Origin of the sequence: Pseudomonas sp. SJZ078, from assembly GCF_007828255.1 — a bacterium.
GTDB lineage: Bacteria > Pseudomonadota > Gammaproteobacteria > Pseudomonadales > Pseudomonadaceae > Aquipseudomonas.
In genome coordinates, this window is sequence record NZ_VIUG01000013.1 from 88,839 (window position 1) to 106,266 (window position 17,428).

Sequence of the window (17,428 nt, forward strand, 5' to 3'; positions counted from 1 at the left end):
GAAGCTTGAAGCTTGAAGCTTGTAGCTCGAAGCTGGCCGATTCATCTTCCCAAATAAACTTCAACGACCCGTTCATCGGCCTGGACCTGTTCCAGCGATCCTTCGGCCAGCACGCTGCCCTGATGCAGCACGGTAACGTGGTCGGCGATGGTGCCGACGAAGCCCATGTCATGTTCCACCACCATCAGCGAATGTTTGCCCGCCAGGGATTTGAACAGCTCGGCGGTGAAGTCGGTTTCGGCGTCGGTCATGCCCGCCACGGGTTCGTCGAGCAATAGCAATTGTGGGTCCTGGACCAGCAGCATGCCGATCTCCAGGAACTGCTTCTGTCCGTGGGACAGCAGCCCGGCGGCGCGGCTGACCGATGGCGTGAGGCGAATGGTCTCCAGCACTTCATTGATACGGTCGTGCTGCTCGCCGGTCAGCTTCGCCCGCAGGCTGGCCCATACTGACTTATCGGTTTTCAACGCCAACTCCAGGTTCTCGAACACGCTCAGGGCTTCGAACACCGTGGGTTTCTGGAACTTGCGGCCGATACCGGCCTGGGCGATCTGCACTTCGCTCATGCCGGTCAGGTCGAGGGTTTCGCCAAACCAGGCCTTGCCATGACTCGGACGGGTCTTGCCGGTGATGACGTCCATCAGCGTGGTCTTGCCCGCGCCATTGGGACCGATGATGCAACGCAGTTCGCCGACACCGATGTACAGGTTCAGATCGTTCAGGGCCTTGAAACCGTCGAAGCTGACGCTGATGTCTTCCAGGGTCAGGATCGTGCCGTGACGGGTATTCAGGCCTTCGCCCGCGGCCTGGCCGAGGCCGATGGCGTCGCGGCTACTGCCGGCGTCCTTGTTGGGGTCGGTTGGAAAGAAAACCGGTTCGAGCATGAATTCGGCACTCGCTGTGATTCTCATTGTTCGCCTCGTTTCTTCAGCAGGCCCACCACGCCCTTGGGCAGGTATAGAGTCACCACGATGAACAGCGCACCCAGGAAAAACAGCCAGTACTCCGGGAAGGCCACGGTGAACCAGCTCTTCATGCCGTTGACCACGCCGGCGCCCAGCAGCGGCCCGATCAGTGTGCCGCGCCCGCCGAGCGCCACCCACACGGCAGCCTCGATGGAGTTGGTCGGTGACATTTCGCTGGGGTTGATAATGCCCACCTGTGGCACATACAACGCCCCGGCCAGACCGCACAGGACCGCGCTCAAGACCCAGACGAACAGCTTGAAACCCCGGGGATCGTAACCGCAGAACATCAGGCGGTTTTCCGCGTCCCGCAGGGCGGTCAGCACCCGGCCGAACTTGCTGCGGGCCAGCCGCCAGCCGATGAACAGGCTCGTCACCAGCAACAGCACGGTGGCCAGGAACAGCGCCGCCCGGGTGCCTGGCTCGGTGATGCCGAAGCCCAGGATCGAGCGGAAACTGGTGAAGCCGTTGTTGCCACCGAACCCGGTTTCGTTGCGGAAGAACAGCAACATTCCGGCGAAGGTCAGGGCCTGGGTCATGATCGAGAAATACACGCCCTTGATCCGCGAACGAAAGGCGAAGAAACCGAACAGCAACGCCAGTAGCCCCGGCGCCAGGACCACCAGGCACAAGGCCCAGAGAAAGTTGTCGGTACCGGCCCAGTACCAGGGCAACTCGGTCCACGACAAGAAGGTCATGAACGCCGGCAAGCCATCTCCGGCGGCCTGGCGCATCAAGTACATGCCCATGGCGTAGCCGCCCAGGGCGAAGAACAGGCCGTGGCCCAGGGAGAGCAAACCGGCGTAGCCCCAGACCAGGTCCAGTGCCAGGGCGACGATGGCGTAGCAGAGAATCTTACCCACCAGGGTCAGGGTGTAGGCCGAGACGTGCAGCGGATTATCCGCCGCCAGCAGCGACAGCAACGGCAGGCTCAGCAGCACGGCCAGGATCAGCGCGCCGACGACGAGAGTGACTTTGGGACCGGCCTTTTGCGTGGCCGTGAGCATCAGGGGCTGGTTCATCAGTCGATTACCCGTCCTTTGAGCGCGAAGAGGCCTTGCGGACGCTTCTGGATGAACAGAATGATCAGCGCGAGGATCAGGATCTTTCCGAGCACGGCGCCGATCTGCGGTTCGAGAATTTTGTTGGCGATGCCCAGGCCGAACGCGGCGGATACGCTGCCGGCCAACTGTCCGACGCCGCCGAGCACCACCACCAGGAACGAATCGATGATGTAGCTCTGGCCCAGGTCCGGGCCGACGTTGCCGATCTGGCTCAGGGCCACGCCGCCGAGCCCGGCGATGCCCGAGCCGAGACCGAAGGCGAGCATGTCCACGCGGCCGGTGGGCACGCCGCAGCAGGCGGCCATGTTGCGGTTCTGGGTCACTGCGCGCACGTTCAGGCCCAGGCGGGTCTTGTTCAGCAACAACCAGGTCAGCACCACCACGAACAAGGCGAAGGCGATGATCACGATGCGGTTGTACGGCAGCACCAGGTTCGGCAACACCTGGATTCCGCCCGAGAGCCAGGCCGGGTTGGCGACTTCGACGTTCTGCGCACCGAACACCAGGCGCACCAGTTGGATCAGCATCAGGCTGATGCCCCAGGTGGCGAGCAGGGTTTCCAGTGGCCGTCCGTAAAGATGCCGGATCACCGTGCGCTCCAGGGCCATGCCGATGGCGGCGGTGATGAAAAATGCCACCGGCAGGGCAATCAGCGGATAGAACTCGATGGCGCTCGGGGCGAAGCGCTGGAACAGCATCTGCACGACGTATGTGGAGTACGCGCCGAGCATCAGCATCTCGCCGTGGGCCATATTGATCACCCCCAGCAGGCCGAAGGTAATCGCCAGGCCGAGGGCGGCTAGCAGCAGGATCGAGCCCAGGGACATGCCGCTGAACGCCTGGCCCAGCAACTCGCCCACCAGGAGCTTGCGCTTGACCTGGCCCAGGCTGGTTTCGGCGGCGGTGCGCACAGCGGCATCGGTTTCGACGCCGGGTTCGAGCAGCCCTTCCAGGCGGGTGCGGGCCAGTGGATCGCCGGTTTCCCCCAGCAGGCGGACGGCGGCCATGCGCACGTTCGGGTTGGCGTCCACCAGTTGCAGGTTCGCCAGGGCCAGGCTCAGGGCGGCGTGAACATCTTCGTCTTGCTCACCGGCCAACTGCCGGTCGAGAAAGGCCAGTTGCGTGGGGCGGGCACTTTTTTGCAGTTGCTGCGCGGCGCCCAGGCGCATGCCGGGATCACTGGCGAGCAATTGGTGACTGGCGAGGGCGGTTTCGACCAGCCCGCGCAAGCGGTTGTTCAGGCGCAGGGTCTTGGGTTGGCCGTCGACGGTCAACTGCCCTTGTTGCAAGGCGTTGAGCAGTTCGACACGTCCGGGCTCGGGCTGCGCAGCCCAGGTTTCCAGCAGTTTGGCCTGCTGGGTCGGGTTGGCGGCGACGAAATCTTCGGCGTCGCCGGCGTGGGCTCCCAGCGGCAGTAACATCACCAGGGCGATAATCAGATGGTAAAGGGCAGTGGGCATATGCTCGGCCTTGCGCAGTCTTGCTTTGTGGGAGCGGGCTTGCTCGCGAATGCGGTGGGTCAGTCACATTTGCTCTGGATGATCTACCGCATTCGCGAGCAAGCCCGCTCCCACAAGGGATTTGTGTCGGTCAGAGTTCGATGCTCGGGCCAACACCCATGGGCTCAGTTACCCTTCACCGCATAGTCGGGCTTCTTGTCGTTGCCGGCGATGAACGGGCTCCACGGTTGCGCGCGGATCGGGCCTTCGGTCTGCCAGACCACGTTGAACTGACCGTCGGCCTGGATCTCGCCGATCATCACTGGCTTGTGCAGGTGGTGGTTGGTCTTGTCCATGGTCAGGGTGTAGCCCGATGGCGCGGCGAAGGTCTGGCCGGCGAGGGCTTCGCGGACTTTGTCGACGTCGGTGGACTTGGCTTTCTCGACCGCTTGGGCCCACATGTGGATACCGACGTAGGTAGCCTCCATCGGGTCGTTGGTCACGGCCTTGTCGGCGCCCGGTAGGTTCTTGGCCTTGGCATACGCTTTCCAGGCATCGACAAATTTCTTGTTCGCCGGGTTATCCACGGATTCGAAGTAGTTCCATGCCGCCAGGTTGCCCACCAGTGGCTTGGTGTCGATGCCGCGCAACTCCTCTTCGCCCACCGAGAACGCCACCACCGGTACGTCGGTGGCTTTCAGGCCCTGGTTGGCCAGTTCCTTGTAGAACGGCACGTTGGAGTCGCCGTTGACTGTGGATATGACTGCGGTCTTGCCGCCAGCCGAGAACTTCTTGATGCTCGCCACGATGGTCTGGTAGTCGCTGTGGCCGAACGGGGTATAGACCTCTTCGATGTCCTTGTCCGCCACACCCTTGGAGTGCAGGAACGCCCGTAGGATCTTGTTGGTGGTGCGCGGGTAGACGTAGTCGGTGCCCAGCAGGAAATAGCGCTTGGCGCTGCCACCTTCTTCGCTCATCAGGTATTCCACCGCCGGAATCGCCTGCTGGTTCGGCGCTGCGCCGGTGTAGAACACGTTCGGCGACATCTCTTCGCCTTCGTATTGCACCGGATAGAACAGCAGGCCATTGAGCTCTTCGAACACCGGCAGCACGGATTTGCGCGACACCGACGTCCAGCAGCCGAACACCACGGCGACCTTGTCCTGGGTCAGCAACTGGCGGCCTTTTTCCGCAAACAGTGGCCAGTTCGAGGCCGGGTCCACGACCACCGCTTCGAGCTGCTTGCCGTTCACACCACCCTTGGCATTGATTTCGTCGATGGTCATCAGCGCCATGTCCTTGAGGGACGTCTCGGAAATCGCCATGGTTCCGGACAGTGAATGCAGGATGCCGACCTTGATGGTTTCGGCGGCCTGGACGGTCCAGGCCATGCCCATCGCGGCAATGCTGGCCGAGAGTGTAAAAGCCTTGATCAAGCTACGACGTTTCATTGTGCGATCTCCGTGGACTTTATGAGTTTTTCTTGGTTGGCAGATGCGGACGCTGAAGGGGCTTTTGCAAGGGATGTGCCCGGTTGGGGGGAGGCTCGGAAACAAGGGGTGGCGCAGAGGCTGGACAGGGTGGCGCACCATGAGTGCTCGTCATGCGGTGGCTGGTGCGACCTGGCGCGCCACATTGGGGCGTCGCGGCCACTGAAGATCCCCCTGTGGGAGCGGGCTTGCTCGCGAAAGCGGTGTGTCATTCAACACATGCATCGGATGACACACCGCATTCGCGAGCAAGCCCGCTCCCACAATGGGGTTATGTGCAGGCCTTGAAGCTCAGCGCCGCCGCATCAGGCCGATGAAAAACAGCCCGCCAATGGCCGCCGTCGCCACGCCAATCGGCAAGTCCTCCGGTGCGATCAGGGTCCGCGCGGCCACATCTACCCATACCAGGAACAGGCTGCCCAGCAGTACGCAGGCCGGCAGCAAGCGACGATGCTCGGCGCCCACCAGGCGCCGGGCGATATGCGGCACCATCAGCCCGACAAATCCGATCGAGCCGCTGATGGACACCAGTACGCCGGTCATCAGCGACGCGATCAGGAAGATCCACAACCGCACCTTCGCCGCGTTCAGGCCCAGGGTCACGGCGGTCTGTTCGCCAGCCATCAGGGCATTCAACGGCCGAGCCATGCCCAGCAACAGAGCCAGTCCCAACAGGACGCTGGCGGCGGGCACCGCCAGCAGTTCCCAGCGCGCCAGGCCCAGGCCGCCGAGCATCCAGAACATCACCGCGGAGCTGGCGCGATGGTCACCCAGGAACAGCAGCAGGTTGGCCGCCGCCATCATCACGAATGACACCGCCACGCCGCACAGCAACAGGCGATCGCTTTCCAGGCGACCCTGACGGCTGGCAATCGCCAGCACCAAGAGCATGCTCAACAGCGCGCCGATGAACGCGGCGAGGGGCAGGGTCAGCAGGCCGACGATTTCCCCGACATGCAGGACCACGATGACCGCCCCGAGGGTCGCGCCGGAGGTAACCCCGAGCAGGTGCGGGTCGGCCAGCGGGTTGCGGGTGACCGCTTGCAGCACCGCGCCGATCAATGCCAGCCCCGCGCCCACCAGCGCACCGAGCAGCAGGCGCGGCACGCGGATCAGCCAGACGATGTGTTCCTGGCCGGCCGTCCAATAGACCTCCCCCATGCCGAAGGCCTTGTTCAGCAGGATGTCCCAGACCACGGCCACCGGCACCCGCGCCGGCCCGAAGCCCAGGGACACCACGCACGACACCAGCATCAGCGCGCCGAGGAAAATCAGCAGTCCGGCATAGCGACGAGGGTTCATCGGTCGTGGAAACCCTTCGCCAGAGTCTGCACCGCCACCACGTTGTCGATGCCTGGCGTGGCCTGGACGTAGGGAATCACGATGAAGCGCCGGTGCTTGATCGCATCCACCGACTGCAAGGCCGGATGGTCCAGCAGGAATTGTTGTTTCTGCGCGGCGCTGACTTCGCCGTAATCGACGATCACGATGACCTCGGGGTTCTGCTCGACCACGTTTTCCCAGTTCACCCGGGTCCAGCTGGTTTCCAGACCATCAAGGATATTGCGCCCGCCCGCCGCGTCGATCAGAGCCTGGGGCATGCCCAGTCGGCCGGAGGTCATGGCCCGGTCTTCACCGCTGTCGTAGAGGAACACTCGGGGCCGGTCGGTCGGCAGGTGTTTGCGGACGTCGGCCACCTGGGCCTGCATCGTGGCGATCAGCGCATCGGCGCGGTCCTGGACGTCGAAAATCTTCCCAAGATTGCGCAGGTCGTTGTAGGTATCTTCCAGCGAAGCCGCCGGACGTTTCATCACGAACGCGCAGGACTCGGTCAATTCGTACACGTTGATGCCCAGCGGTTGCAGGGTCTGCGGCGTCAGGTCGCCGCCCACCCGCATGCCGTAGTCCCACCCGGCGAAGAAGAAATCCACATTGGCGTTGAGCAGGGTTTCCACCGAGGGGTACTTGGCCGCCAGTTCCGGCAGGCCATCGAGGATCTTCGCCATTTCGGGCGTCACCGATTTCCAGCCACTGATGCCGCTGTAGCCGACCATGCGCGATTTGAGCCCGAGGGCGAGCATCATCTGGGTCATGTTGATGTCGTGGCTGACGGCGTGCCGCGGGGCTTCGTTGAACGTCACCTGACGGTCGCAGCTCTGGATCGTCAACGGATAGCGGGTGGATTCGGCCAGGGCATGGGCGCTGCACAGCAGCAGCGGCAGGAGCAGCAGGGAACGCAGGGTCATGGTTGGGTTATCCAGGTGATTCGTGGGTAGCCGGCAAGGGGATGTTCATCCACCAGGGCTTTGACGCCGAAGACGTCGTGCAGCAGCGCGGCGGTCAGCACATCCTTGGGAGTGCCGCTGGCGACGATGCGGCCGTGTTCGATGACGTAGAGCCGGTCACAGAAGGCGGCCGCCAGGTTCAAATCGTGGATGCTGGCGAGGGTGCCGATTCCCAGGCGCTTGATCAATTGCAGCAGTTCGAGTTGATAGCGCGGGTCGAGGTGATTGGTCGGCTCGTCGAGGATCAGCAGTTGCGGTTGCTGGACCAGGGCGCGGGCCAGGATTACCCGCTGTTTTTCACCGCCCGAGAGGGTAGCGAACGCATGTTCGCCGAAGCCTTGCAGCCCTGCCGCCTCCAGGGCCTGGATGACCAGGCGCCGGTCCTCGTGGTTATCGCCATCGAACAGGCCTTTATGAGGCGTGCGGCCCATGGCGACCACTTCCTCGACCGTCAGGCCAAAGGCGTCGGGAAACTCCTGCAGTACCACGGCGATACGTTGCGCGCACCAGCGTGACGACTGGCGCCAGACGTTGTAGTGGTCGAGTTTCACTTCACCGCTCTCCGGCGGGCTGAACCGATAGGCGCACCGCAACAGGCTGGTCTTGCCGCTGCCGTTGGGCCCGATCAACCCGACAAACTCCCCGGCCGCCACCTGCAACGTGGCGTCACGCAGTTGGAACTGGTGATGGCAGTGACCATGGCCCAGAGGAGTCCAGGCGAGGTGAGAGAGGGTCAGCGAGGTCATGCGTGTACTCAAGTTATCGGTTGAAACACCGCTCCTACAAAGAACTGTGTTTACAGCTGGACAGCGGGCGCGATTGTAGAGGTTTCGCGCCGCCTTCCGTTAACGCACTGTCTTCAGCATGAAGATGAAACCTTCTCAAAGGGCGTATCCAGCCCTCCCCTGGCAAGCCGGCACGGACCTGTCAGACCTGACAGTAGCCCCCGGGATCGAGGCAGGTTAGCTTGCTTATTCCCCAAAAAAGGGAAGAAACGCCATGACCACGACCAGATTTGTGACTTTCATTGGCGCACTGGTCTTCGAGTGTGTCGCCATTCGCTTGGCCGTAGCCTCCGGGCATCCGTGTGAGCAGGCATGGGCGAAGAACCCGATCAGCTTCAGTTGCAAGGAAACGGTGAGTGCGATGGACACCGGCCGCCCGCCTCGCCCGATGATCGAGCCACAGGCCAACGAGCGGTGCCGGATCGCTGTGACATGCAGGAATGACTACGGCGGCGGCACGCCCAACGAGATCGAAGACATCAAGGTTATCGACGTGGAAAAACTCCACGTCTGCAATGGTGTCCTTCAGCCGGGATCTTGTGGCGATCTGTTCCGGCCTTGACCGTCGCTCAAGAGATTGCATCACTGCGGATGTCCTGGATCCTGCGCGAAATCCACAGGCGGTCGATCATCCATACCACCACCAGCGACGCCCCCACCAACGGAAACACCACCGCCAGGGCCAGCATGATGAACACCCCGGTCTTCCACGTCGGCAGGTCGTGACGCATGGGCGGTACGCCGAGCTTGCCCTGCGGTCGGCGCTTCCACCACATCACCACGCCGCTCACGGCGCTGAGCAGGATCATCAGGCAGATCAGCAGTACCACGATCTGGTTCGCCGGGCCGAACATCTTGCCTTCGTGCAACATGACGCCGGTTTCGGTGGCGCGGGCGACGACGCTGTAGTGAGCCCAGCGCACATCGGCCAGGACCTTGCCGGTGTACTGGTCCACGTGGAGAGTCGCGTCGTTGCGCGGATCGTCGGCGAACACGGCAATGGTGAAGACTCCCGTGGTCGTGGTTGGCAGGGTGATGCTGTAGCCAGGTGCGACCTTGTGAGCGGCGGCGAGGTCCTGCACCGCTTGCAGGCTGATGGCCGGCGCGGCAGGGCCCTCATGCATGCCACCGTGGGCCATGTGCTCGGCATGATCGCCGGACATCGGCATCGGCGTGTTTTCCACGGCCCAGGGCACGGTCTGGCGATGGGCGCTGTTGAGGCTGCCGGCGTCGGCATCGGACTTGGGCACGTCATTCCACATCGCGGCGGGGAAGCGATTCCAGAGATTGGCGTACTGTTTGCCCCAGAAGCCGGTCCAGGTCATGCCGCTGAGCAACATCACCAGCAGCAACGCCGCGCCCCAGAAGCCGATGACAACGTGCAGGTCGCGCCAGAACAGCCGGCCACGAACGTTCCAGCGCGGCCACAGGACCCCGGCGGATGATTGCCCACGGGGCCACCACAGGTACAACCCCGAGACTATCAGCACCACACCCCAGCCGGCGGCCATTTCCACCAGCCGATCACCGACGGTGCCGATCAACAGTTCGCCATGGATGGCTCTGGCCAAGGCTTGCAGGTTGTTCTTGGCGTCCTGTTCGCCGAGGACGTCGCCGTGGTATGGGTCGATGAAGACGTTCAGCTCCCGGCCCTTGTCGATCACCACGAACTGCGCGCTACGTTCGGCGTCGGCCGGTGGCAAGTACTGTTTTACCTGGGCTTCGGGGTACGCCTGGCGGACCTGTTGGAGCAGGTCGTCCGCAGCCATCGTGTGATGGCCGGCCGGTACGTTCAGCAGGCTGCCGTACATCAATGGATCGAGTTGCGGTTTGAACAGGTAGATGATGCCGGTCAGGGCCAGCATCACCATGAATGGCGCGACGAACAGCCCGGCATAGAAATGCCAGCGCCAGGCCAGGTTGTAGAAGTTCGGTTTCGGTTGGCTCATCGAAAAGCGCTCCGCTTGGCAAATGTGGTTGTTATGTTGTGAGGCTGGACACCGACCTGTGGCGAGGGAGCTTGCTCCCGTTGGGCTGCGCAGCAGTCCTCGTTTTTTGCGGTTGCCATGCAACCGAGCGGGAGCAAGCTCCCTCGCCACAGAGTCAGGTGTCAGGCCTTGCCTGCAACGTGTTAGAAACTCATGTCCACCTTGGTCCAGAGCGTACGCCCCGGTTCGTTGATGGCTTGCGGGTCACTGGCCGGATAGCCGAACCCGGCGTTGCCGGCCAGATTCAGGTGCTCGGCGTAGGCTTTGCCGAACAGGTTGTCGACGCCGCTGCTGACCTTCCAATGCGTGTTGATGCGGTAGGCACCATTGAGGGAGAAGACCCCGAAGCCCGAGCTCTTGCCGTAATCCTTGCCCACCACGTTGCCCCTGTTCTCGTCGACCCGGTGCTGGGCCGCCACCACCCGCCACAGGGCTCCGGCGCTCCAGCGGTCTTCGCTGTAGGTCAGGCCCAGGCGTGCATCCAGCGGCGGCATCTGTGCCAGCGCACTGCCGTCGCTGCTGTTTTTGCCCCAGGCATAGGCCAGGGTCGCGTCGGCCTTCCAGCGTTCGGTCAGCCGGTAGGCCGCACCCAGTTCGCCGCCCATGATCCGCGCATCGATGTTCTCGGCACGGGAGGTGCTGCCCATCATGCCGGGGGTGTAGTCGAACAGGATGTAGTCACGCACTTGCCCGATATACCCGGAGGCCCAGGCTTCGAGGGTTTCGGTCTTGTACTGCAGGCCGAAGTCGAGCTGGGTGGTTTTTTCCGGCTTGATCGAATCGAAGGCATTCAGCGAGCCGGTGGGGCCGTTATCCGGCGAGAACAGCTCCCAGTAGTCGGGGAAGCGTTGCGCGTGGCCCAGGCCTGCATAAACCGTCGTGGGGCTGTCTGCCAGATCGTGCTCGTAGCGGACGAAACCGCTGGGCAGAGTATCGGCGCGGGTATCGTCGGCAGTGGGATTGGGTCGGGCCATCATGCCGGAGCCGATGCTCTGCCGGTAATCCTTGGCCGAGGCCCGGTCGAGCCGAGCACCGGTGACCAGCCTGTCGCGGTCGGCGGCGTACCAGGTCAGTTCGCCGAAGATGCCATAGTTGTGAAAGTCGGCGTCCTTGGTGCGCGGCAGTTCCTTGTAGGTGTCGACGCCCATGCTGCTGCGTTGGCGATGTTCGTTGGTCTGGGCATCCAGGCCGCTGATCAACTGCACATCGGCCCAGCGCCAGGTGGCCTTGATGCGCGCGCCCAGTGTGCGTCGGTCGACATTGGACGCCATGGGGCCGGCCATCATTCCGGTGCCTGAAGGCGTGCGCAGCGTGTAGTTGTCCATCACGTGGTCGGCGTAGTTGTAGTAGACCTGTGCCTCGATCTTATCCAGCACACCGCCGAGGTTCGACCGTTCGAAACGCAGCCCGAGGCTTTCACGCTTGAACTGCGAGCCGTCCATACCTCGCCCGGCGTAGCGCGCCTCGCCGTCGCCCTTGCCGGCGGTCAGCTCCAGCAGCGTATCGGCATCCGGCGTCCAGCCAAGGGTGACGTCGCCGTTCCACTTGTCGTAGCGCGACGGTACGGTGTCGTTGTTGCCGTCGCGGTAATCGTCCGAATGGGCGGTGTTGCCGATCACCCGTACGTAGCCCAGGGACCCGCCGGCAGCGGCGTCCAGCACTTTGTCGAAGCGACCGTTGGAGCCGGCGAGCACACTGGCATTGACCCTTGTGCCCAATTCACCGAACTGTTCCGGCTTGCGGTCGAACAGGATGGTCCCGGCCGACGCGCCAGGGCCCCACAACACGCTTTGCGGGCCCTTGATCACGGTGAGCTGATCGTAGGTTTCCGGCGAGATGTAGGAGGTTGGCGCGTCCATCCGACCGGGGCAGGCGCCCAGCAGCGTGCTGCCGTTAGTGAGGATATTCAGCCGTGAGCCGAACATGCCACGGAGCACCGGGTCACCATTGGTACCGCCGTTGCGTACCAGGGCGAAGCCGGGAATGGTCTTGAGGTAGTCACCGCCGTCACTGGCCGGGACCGGTTGGCGCGGGTCCTTGGGATTGGTGACCACGGTCAGCGGTGAGCTGGGTGCAATGGCGGTAATGACCGTCGGGCTCAGTTCCTCGACCTGGCCTTCATGATGCTCGTGTTCATCGGCCTGCGTGTGAGACGTCAGTAGCAGACCGCACAGGGCGGCAATGGCAGGGTGAAAGCGCACCCGTGCCTCATTTGGAGGGCAGTTGGCTTGGGCTGTACCCAAAGCGATGCCGGCAGAAAACCTGGACATGATGATTCCATCGAACAAACGTAGACGACACGGTCGGGCAGCCTGGAGCTGTCTTGTGCGACCGGGTTGGTAAGTGTCGGATCTACGCGTCGAGGGGCGGTGCGCGGGTACGGGCTCCCGGGAAGAAGGATGGCCGGGCATGGCCCAGGCGTGGGGAAGGGCTGGTGTAGGTGTTGGCCGTTGGGGTGTCGAAAACGGCGAGAGGCTGCCCGCCGGGCAGGGCCGGGCAATTGAACAGCAAGCTGCAATAGCCGCATTTTTCCCACAGCGCGTGGTGCTCGTTCCGAGGCGTGCCGTGTTCGGCTGTCGGTGCTTCATGTCCGGCGTGAGCAACGGACATGTCCATGCTCATGTCCATATCCATGCTCATAGGCATGGATGAAGACATGTGCTGATCCATCGGCATCGACTGGGAAACCAGTGGACCGATGAAGATCATCAGCATGGCGAACAGGCTGATCCAGCTGCCGGGTGCCAGACTCATTGGCTGGCGGCGGGGCATGTCAGGCCTGGCGCGGGGAAGACCCATGGGCCGCTGTCAGTGCATGTGGCCTTCGGTCTTGGTGCCGTCGGGGGCTTTTTTCTGCACCGCAACGTCGACCGTGACATCCCCGGCTTTCTCGAAATGCAGGGTCATGGCAAAGCGCTTACCGTCTTTCAGTAGGTTGCGGTCCTCAAGCTCCAGCAGCATGACGTGGTACGCCATGGGGGCGAAGGTGACGGTGGCGCCGGGGGCAATCGCAACCGTGGGCACGGGTTGCATCTTCATCAGGTCGTCCTGCTTCACGTGCTCGTGGAGCTCGGCTTTGCCGGCAATCGGCGTGTCAACGCTGAGCAACCGGTCCGCCTCTGAGCCCGTGTTGTGGATCACGAAATACGCGGCCACGGTGGGCGCGTTGGGCGGCAGTTCCTGGGACCAGGGATGGGCAATCTCAAGGTCACCGACCTTGTATTGATGAGCATGGGCAAAGCCGACGGGAAGCAGCAGGGCAGCCAGCAGGATGAGTCTGTTCAACATGGTTGATTCTCCGGAACGATTCAGGACGCAATTGTTTTATGCGGTGGAATCAGACCAGAGGCGAGGCGCGGGGGTTGAGACTCGGCCATTGCTGGCGTGGGGTGGGGCTGTCGAACGTTGAGTGGACAAGGTCGAGATGGGCAGGCTGTGGGGCCAGATACAGCCGCGGAGCCTGTCCCGTGAGCGCCACCAACGACGCCGAGCCTGCGCAGCACCAGCAATGCTGCATGGTCGAGTGATCGTCGTTGCGGGGCGTGCCCTGTTCGAGCTTGCCCAGGGAAATCGCCACCATCTTCGTGCCACTGGAGGAACAGAAGCTGCCCCACAACAATTGCTCGGCCGGCGCGCTCTTCTGCACCATCCCGCTGCCGGAAAGCGGCATGGCCAGCATGTTGAACAGCACTGCGAAGCAGGCGATCCAGGCAAATGCAAGCCGTTGTCGGGACATGGGCGAATCCGCTCGGTTGGGCGATCAGGTGGCGGTATTTAGCCTGATCGGGGGGCAGAAGTAAAAAGGCCATGTGCGGTGTAGGGTCGCAGGGCTTGGGTTAACAGTAGCAACAGATCGCCAGATGAGCGCTGTTGTGGCGAGGGAGCTTGCTCCCGCTGGGGCGCGAAGTGACCCTGAAACCCGATGTTGCGGTGTGTCAGGAGAGCCTCGTTCATATTTTTTGGGGCTGCTGCGCAGCCCAGCGGGAGCAAGCTCCCTCGCCACAGGTTCAGGCTCGACCTGACACTCGCTAAAAATTACCAGGGGGCTCAGGGTGCAAACGTCGACAGCGCCGACAGCATCTCATCCAGCGTCCAGAATTCCCGATCCACTCCCGCCAACACCGGCCGCCTCAGCACCAACACCGGCACCCCACGCTCCCGCGCCACCTCCAGCTTCGGCTCGGTTGCCGTACTGCCACTGTTCTTGCTGACCAGCACATCGATCTGCCGCCGCTCGAACAGCGCCCGTTCGCCGTCGAGGTGGAACGGTCCTCGCGCGCCGATGACTTCGCAGCGTTCGTTGCCGGGGTAAACGTCCAGGGCGCGTAGGGTCCAGAATTGCTCCGGGGGAATTTCGTGCAGGTGTTGCAGCGGTTCGCGGCCGAGGGTGAAGAGGGGGCGCTGGAAGGGTTTCAGGGCCTCGGTCAGTTCGGCCCAGTCGGCGACTTCGCGCCAGTCATCACCGGGCTGGGGTTGCCATGCCGGGCGGCGCAGGGCCCAGCAGGGAATGCCACAGGCGCGGGCTGCGTGGGCGGCGTTGTGGCTGATCCGGGCGGCGTAGGGGTGGGTGGCGTCCAAGAGCAGGCTGATGCCCTGGTCGCGGATGAACTGCGCCAGGCCTTCAGCGCCGCCGTAGCCGCGGACCCGCACCTGGCAGGTCAGGTCAGTGGGGACACGGCCCACACCCGCCAGGCTGTAGATGTGTTGGGGACCCAGGGTGCGAGCGATGGCCAGGGCTTCGGTGACGCCGCCCAGCAGCAGGATGCGTTTCATGTAAAGGCTCCGGCGCGGCCGACGATTCCGCCCTGGCGGTCGATGGCGAAGACTTCGACTTGAACCTGGGACGGCACGATGCTTCGGGCGAAGGCCAGGGCGTGCTCGCACACCGCGTCGCCGAGGGCGATACCGGCGGCGCTGGCCATCGCCAAGGCCTGTTGGCTGGTGTTGGCGCCGCGTATGCCTTGCTGCAAAGCCTCGTCGGCGCCGATTGCGGCGGCCCAGTCGGCCAGCTGTGGCAGGTCGATGCTCGAATGACGGCTGTGCAGGTCCATGTGTCCAGCGGCGAGTTTGCTGATTTTGCCAAAGCCACCGCAGAGGCTGAGTTTGTCCACCGGAACCTTGCGCACGTGCTTGAGCACGGCGCCGACGAAGTCGCCCATTTCGATCAAGGCGATTTCCGGCAGGTTGTAGACCCGGCGCATGGTGTCTTCGCTGGCATTGCCGGTGCAGGCTGCGATGTGCAGGTAGCCATTGGTTTTCGCCACGTCGATGCCCTGCTGGATCGAGGCAATGTAGGCCGCGCAGGAGAAGGGCCGGACAATGCCGCTGGTGCCGAGGATCGACAGGCCGCCGAGGATGCCCAGGCGTGGATTCATGGTTTTCAAGGCCAGGGCTTCACCACCCTCGACGTTGACCGTGACTTCGAAACCGCCGGTATAGCCGGTTGCTTCGGCCAGCCGCTCCAGGTGATCGCTGATCATCTTGCGCGGCACCGGGTTGATCGCCGGTTCACCGACCGCCAGCACCAGGCCCGGTCGCGTCACCGTGCCGACGCCGCGCCCGGCCACGAAACGCACCCCCGGTTCGGCTGTCAGCCGCAACTGGGAAAACAGTAGCGCACCGTGGGTCACGTCGGGGTCGTCGCCGGCGTCCTTGATCGTTCCGGCCTCGGCGCCCTGGCCGGTCAACCGGCAGAACTCCAGGCGCATCTGCACCTGTTTGCCCTTGGGCAAAACGATCTCCACGGCATCGGCGCAATGGCCTTGCAGCAACAGGCGCGCCGCCGCCAGGCTGGTGGCCGTGGCGCAGCTGCCAGTGGTGAGGCCGCTGCGCAGGGGCGCGGGTTGTTCGGCGGTTTCGTCACGCATCGAGGGGCTTTGCCAGGTCCAGCAGGGTAATCGGTAACGCCTGGCGCCAGGTGTCGAACTCGCCCAATGGTTGGGCCTGGGCGATATGGATACGCGTCAGTTCGCCGCCATGGAGTTCGCGCCAGTTCATGAGCGTCATCTCGCTTTGCAGGGTCACGGCATTGGCGACCAGCCGGCCGCCGGGCTTGAGTCGGTCCCAGCAGGCTTCCAGCACGCCTTCACGAGTAACGCCGCCGCCAATGAACACGGCGTCCGGGCGCTCCAGTCCCTCGAGAGCCTGCGGCGCTCGTCCGCGAATCAGCTGCAGGCCGGGCACGCCGAGCGTATCGCGGTTACGTTCGATCAACCCTTGGCGGCCTTCATCGGCCTCGATGGCCAGGGCTCGGCAGGTCGGGTGCGCGCGCATCCATTCGATGCCGATGGCGCCGCTGCCGGCTCCGACGTCCCAGAGCAATTCGCCGGGCATCGGGGCGAGGCGGGCGAGGGTGATGGCGCGCACATCGCGCTTGGTCAATTGACCGTCATGCTCGAATGCGCTGTCCGGCAAGCCGGCCAGGCGAGAAAGGCGAGGCGCCGAGGGTTCGGCCTGGCACTCGACGGCGATCAGGTTCAGGTCCGCAACGGCCGGGTCGGACCATTGCGCGGCGCACCCTTCGATCCGGCGTTCTGCGTCACCGCCCAGATGCTCCAGAACTGTCATGGCGCTGGGGCCGAACCCACGCTCGCGCAGCAGCGTCGCCACGGCGGCCGGGCTGTGGCGGTCATTGCTCAGCAACAGCAGCCTGACGCCAGTGGATAAGTGGGCGTTGAGCACGGCCAAGGGGCGCGCCACCAGCGACAGGATCATCACGTCCTGCAACGGCCAACCCATGCGTGCCGCTGCCAGCGAACAGGACGAGGGCGCCGGGATGACCTGCATCTGCTCGCCCGGAATCTGTTTAGCGAGGCTAGCGCCCACGCCATAGAACATCGGATCGCCGCTCGCCAACACGCACACTGCCTCGCCCCGGCGCGTCAGCAGCGGCTCCAGGGAAAACGGACTGGGCCACAGCTCCCGTTCGCCGCGAATACACCGCGGCAACAGCGCCAACTGCCGGGCGCTGCCGACAATCCGCGACGCCCGCAGCAAAGCATGCCGGGCGGCGCGGCCCAGGCCCTTGAAGCCGTCTTCGCCGATGCCCACTACGGTCAACCAGGGCGTCATCTGTGTTCCTCGACTGGATCTGTGTGATTGGCAGGCTGATGCCCGCGAACCGGGTGGTCATCATACCTTGAGTGTTTGGTTAAGGCTTCGTCCGATCCAGCATCGGCGGTTCAGCCAGACCGCCATCGCGAGCAGGCTCGCTCCCACAATTGGATAGGAGTACAGCCGGGAGCATCAGGCCGCCTCGTTTTTGCTTTTGCTTTTGCTTTTGCTTTTGCTTTTGCTTTTGGACGCCCCATTAACCACAAGGGCCGAACGCAGGCATTGCGCAGTGGGCATCCCGGCATGGATGCCGGGATAGCCGCGCTGGGCCATGGATGGCCCTTCGCGGCGGGCCCACG

At 63.7% G+C, this 17,428-nt stretch carries 16 protein-coding genes; 1 reads left to right on the forward strand and 15 read right to left on the reverse strand.

Annotation, left to right across the window (positions count from 1 at the left end; translation table 11 throughout):
- Window positions 1-41 precede the first annotated feature (41 nt).
- The 7 genes from urtD to FBY02_RS14100 form a co-directional block, all read right to left on the reverse strand.
- Window positions 42-911, reverse strand: coding sequence for an urea ABC transporter ATP-binding protein UrtD (gene urtD / locus FBY02_RS14065; protein ID WP_144928500.1), 870 nt, complete (start codon window positions 909-911; stop codon window positions 42-44).
- The gene (gene urtC / locus FBY02_RS14070; RefSeq protein WP_144928502.1) at window positions 908-1,987 is read right to left on the reverse strand and encodes an urea ABC transporter permease subunit UrtC; all 1,080 of its coding nucleotides are present in this window, start codon (window positions 1,985-1,987) and stop codon (window positions 908-910) included. Before urtC ends, urtD begins: the two co-directional genes overlap by 4 nt.
- The gene (gene urtB / locus FBY02_RS14075; RefSeq protein ID WP_144928504.1) at window positions 1,987-3,489 is read right to left on the reverse strand and encodes an urea ABC transporter permease subunit UrtB; all 1,503 of its coding nucleotides are present in this window, start codon (window positions 3,487-3,489) and stop codon (window positions 1,987-1,989) included. Before urtB ends, urtC begins: the two co-directional genes overlap by 1 nt.
- A 164-nt stretch (window positions 3,490-3,653) precedes the next feature.
- Entirely contained in the window at window positions 3,654-4,919 is a 1,266-nt protein-coding gene (urtA, locus tag FBY02_RS14080; protein WP_144928506.1) for an urea ABC transporter substrate-binding protein, read from the reverse strand.
- Between the two features lie 330 nt (window positions 4,920-5,249).
- Entirely contained in the window at window positions 5,250-6,260 is a 1,011-nt protein-coding gene (locus tag FBY02_RS14090) for an iron ABC transporter permease (RefSeq protein WP_144928510.1), read from the reverse strand.
- Window positions 6,257-7,204, reverse strand: coding sequence for an ABC transporter substrate-binding protein (locus FBY02_RS14095; RefSeq protein ID WP_144928512.1), 948 nt, complete (start codon window positions 7,202-7,204; stop codon window positions 6,257-6,259). The genes FBY02_RS14090 and FBY02_RS14095 overlap by 4 nt, the downstream gene beginning before the upstream one ends.
- On the reverse strand, window positions 7,201-7,989 hold the full coding sequence (locus tag FBY02_RS14100; RefSeq protein ID WP_144928514.1) for an ABC transporter ATP-binding protein: 789 nt from the start codon (window positions 7,987-7,989) through the stop codon (window positions 7,201-7,203). Before FBY02_RS14100 ends, FBY02_RS14095 begins: the two co-directional genes overlap by 4 nt.
- A gap of 253 nt (window positions 7,990-8,242) precedes the next feature.
- Between FBY02_RS14100 and FBY02_RS14105 the strand changes: the two genes are divergently transcribed.
- Entirely contained in the window at window positions 8,243-8,590 is a 348-nt protein-coding gene (locus FBY02_RS14105; protein WP_144928516.1) for a hypothetical protein, read from the forward strand.
- Between the two features lie 7 nt (window positions 8,591-8,597).
- On the opposite strand, the gene FBY02_RS14110 is transcribed toward FBY02_RS14105, so the two are convergent.
- The 8 genes from FBY02_RS14110 to cbiE all read right to left on the reverse strand — a co-directional run bounded on the left by FBY02_RS14110 (window position 8,598) and on the right by cbiE (window position 17,087).
- Window positions 8,598-9,977, reverse strand: coding sequence for a PepSY domain-containing protein (locus FBY02_RS14110; RefSeq protein ID WP_144928518.1), 1,380 nt, complete (start codon window positions 9,975-9,977; stop codon window positions 8,598-8,600).
- Between the two features lie 182 nt (window positions 9,978-10,159).
- A complete protein-coding gene (locus FBY02_RS14115; RefSeq protein WP_144928520.1) occupies window positions 10,160-12,286 on the reverse strand; it encodes a TonB-dependent copper receptor in 2,127 nt (708 codons plus the stop codon).
- Between the two features lie 82 nt (window positions 12,287-12,368).
- A complete protein-coding gene (locus FBY02_RS14120) occupies window positions 12,369-12,770 on the reverse strand; it encodes a DUF2946 domain-containing protein (protein ID WP_144928569.1) in 402 nt (133 codons plus the stop codon).
- Between the two features lie 54 nt (window positions 12,771-12,824).
- Window positions 12,825-13,304, reverse strand: coding sequence for a copper chaperone PCu(A)C (locus FBY02_RS14125; RefSeq protein ID WP_144928522.1), 480 nt, complete (start codon window positions 13,302-13,304; stop codon window positions 12,825-12,827).
- Window positions 13,305-13,353: 49 nt separating this feature from the next.
- The gene (locus tag FBY02_RS14130; RefSeq protein ID WP_144928524.1) at window positions 13,354-13,752 is read right to left on the reverse strand and encodes a DUF2946 domain-containing protein; all 399 of its coding nucleotides are present in this window, start codon (window positions 13,750-13,752) and stop codon (window positions 13,354-13,356) included.
- Window positions 13,753-14,063: 311 nt separating this feature from the next.
- The gene (locus tag FBY02_RS14135; RefSeq protein WP_144928526.1) at window positions 14,064-14,789 is read right to left on the reverse strand and encodes a cobalt-precorrin-6A reductase; all 726 of its coding nucleotides are present in this window, start codon (window positions 14,787-14,789) and stop codon (window positions 14,064-14,066) included.
- Window positions 14,786-15,883, reverse strand: coding sequence for a cobalt-precorrin-5B (C(1))-methyltransferase (locus FBY02_RS14140; protein WP_144928528.1), 1,098 nt, complete (start codon window positions 15,881-15,883; stop codon window positions 14,786-14,788). Before FBY02_RS14140 ends, FBY02_RS14135 begins: the two co-directional genes overlap by 4 nt.
- On the reverse strand, window positions 15,876-17,087 hold the full coding sequence (cbiE, locus tag FBY02_RS14145; RefSeq protein ID WP_144928530.1) for a precorrin-6y C5,15-methyltransferase (decarboxylating) subunit CbiE: 1,212 nt from the start codon (window positions 17,085-17,087) through the stop codon (window positions 15,876-15,878). Before cbiE ends, FBY02_RS14140 begins: the two co-directional genes overlap by 8 nt.
- Window positions 17,088-17,428: the final 341 nt, after the last annotated feature.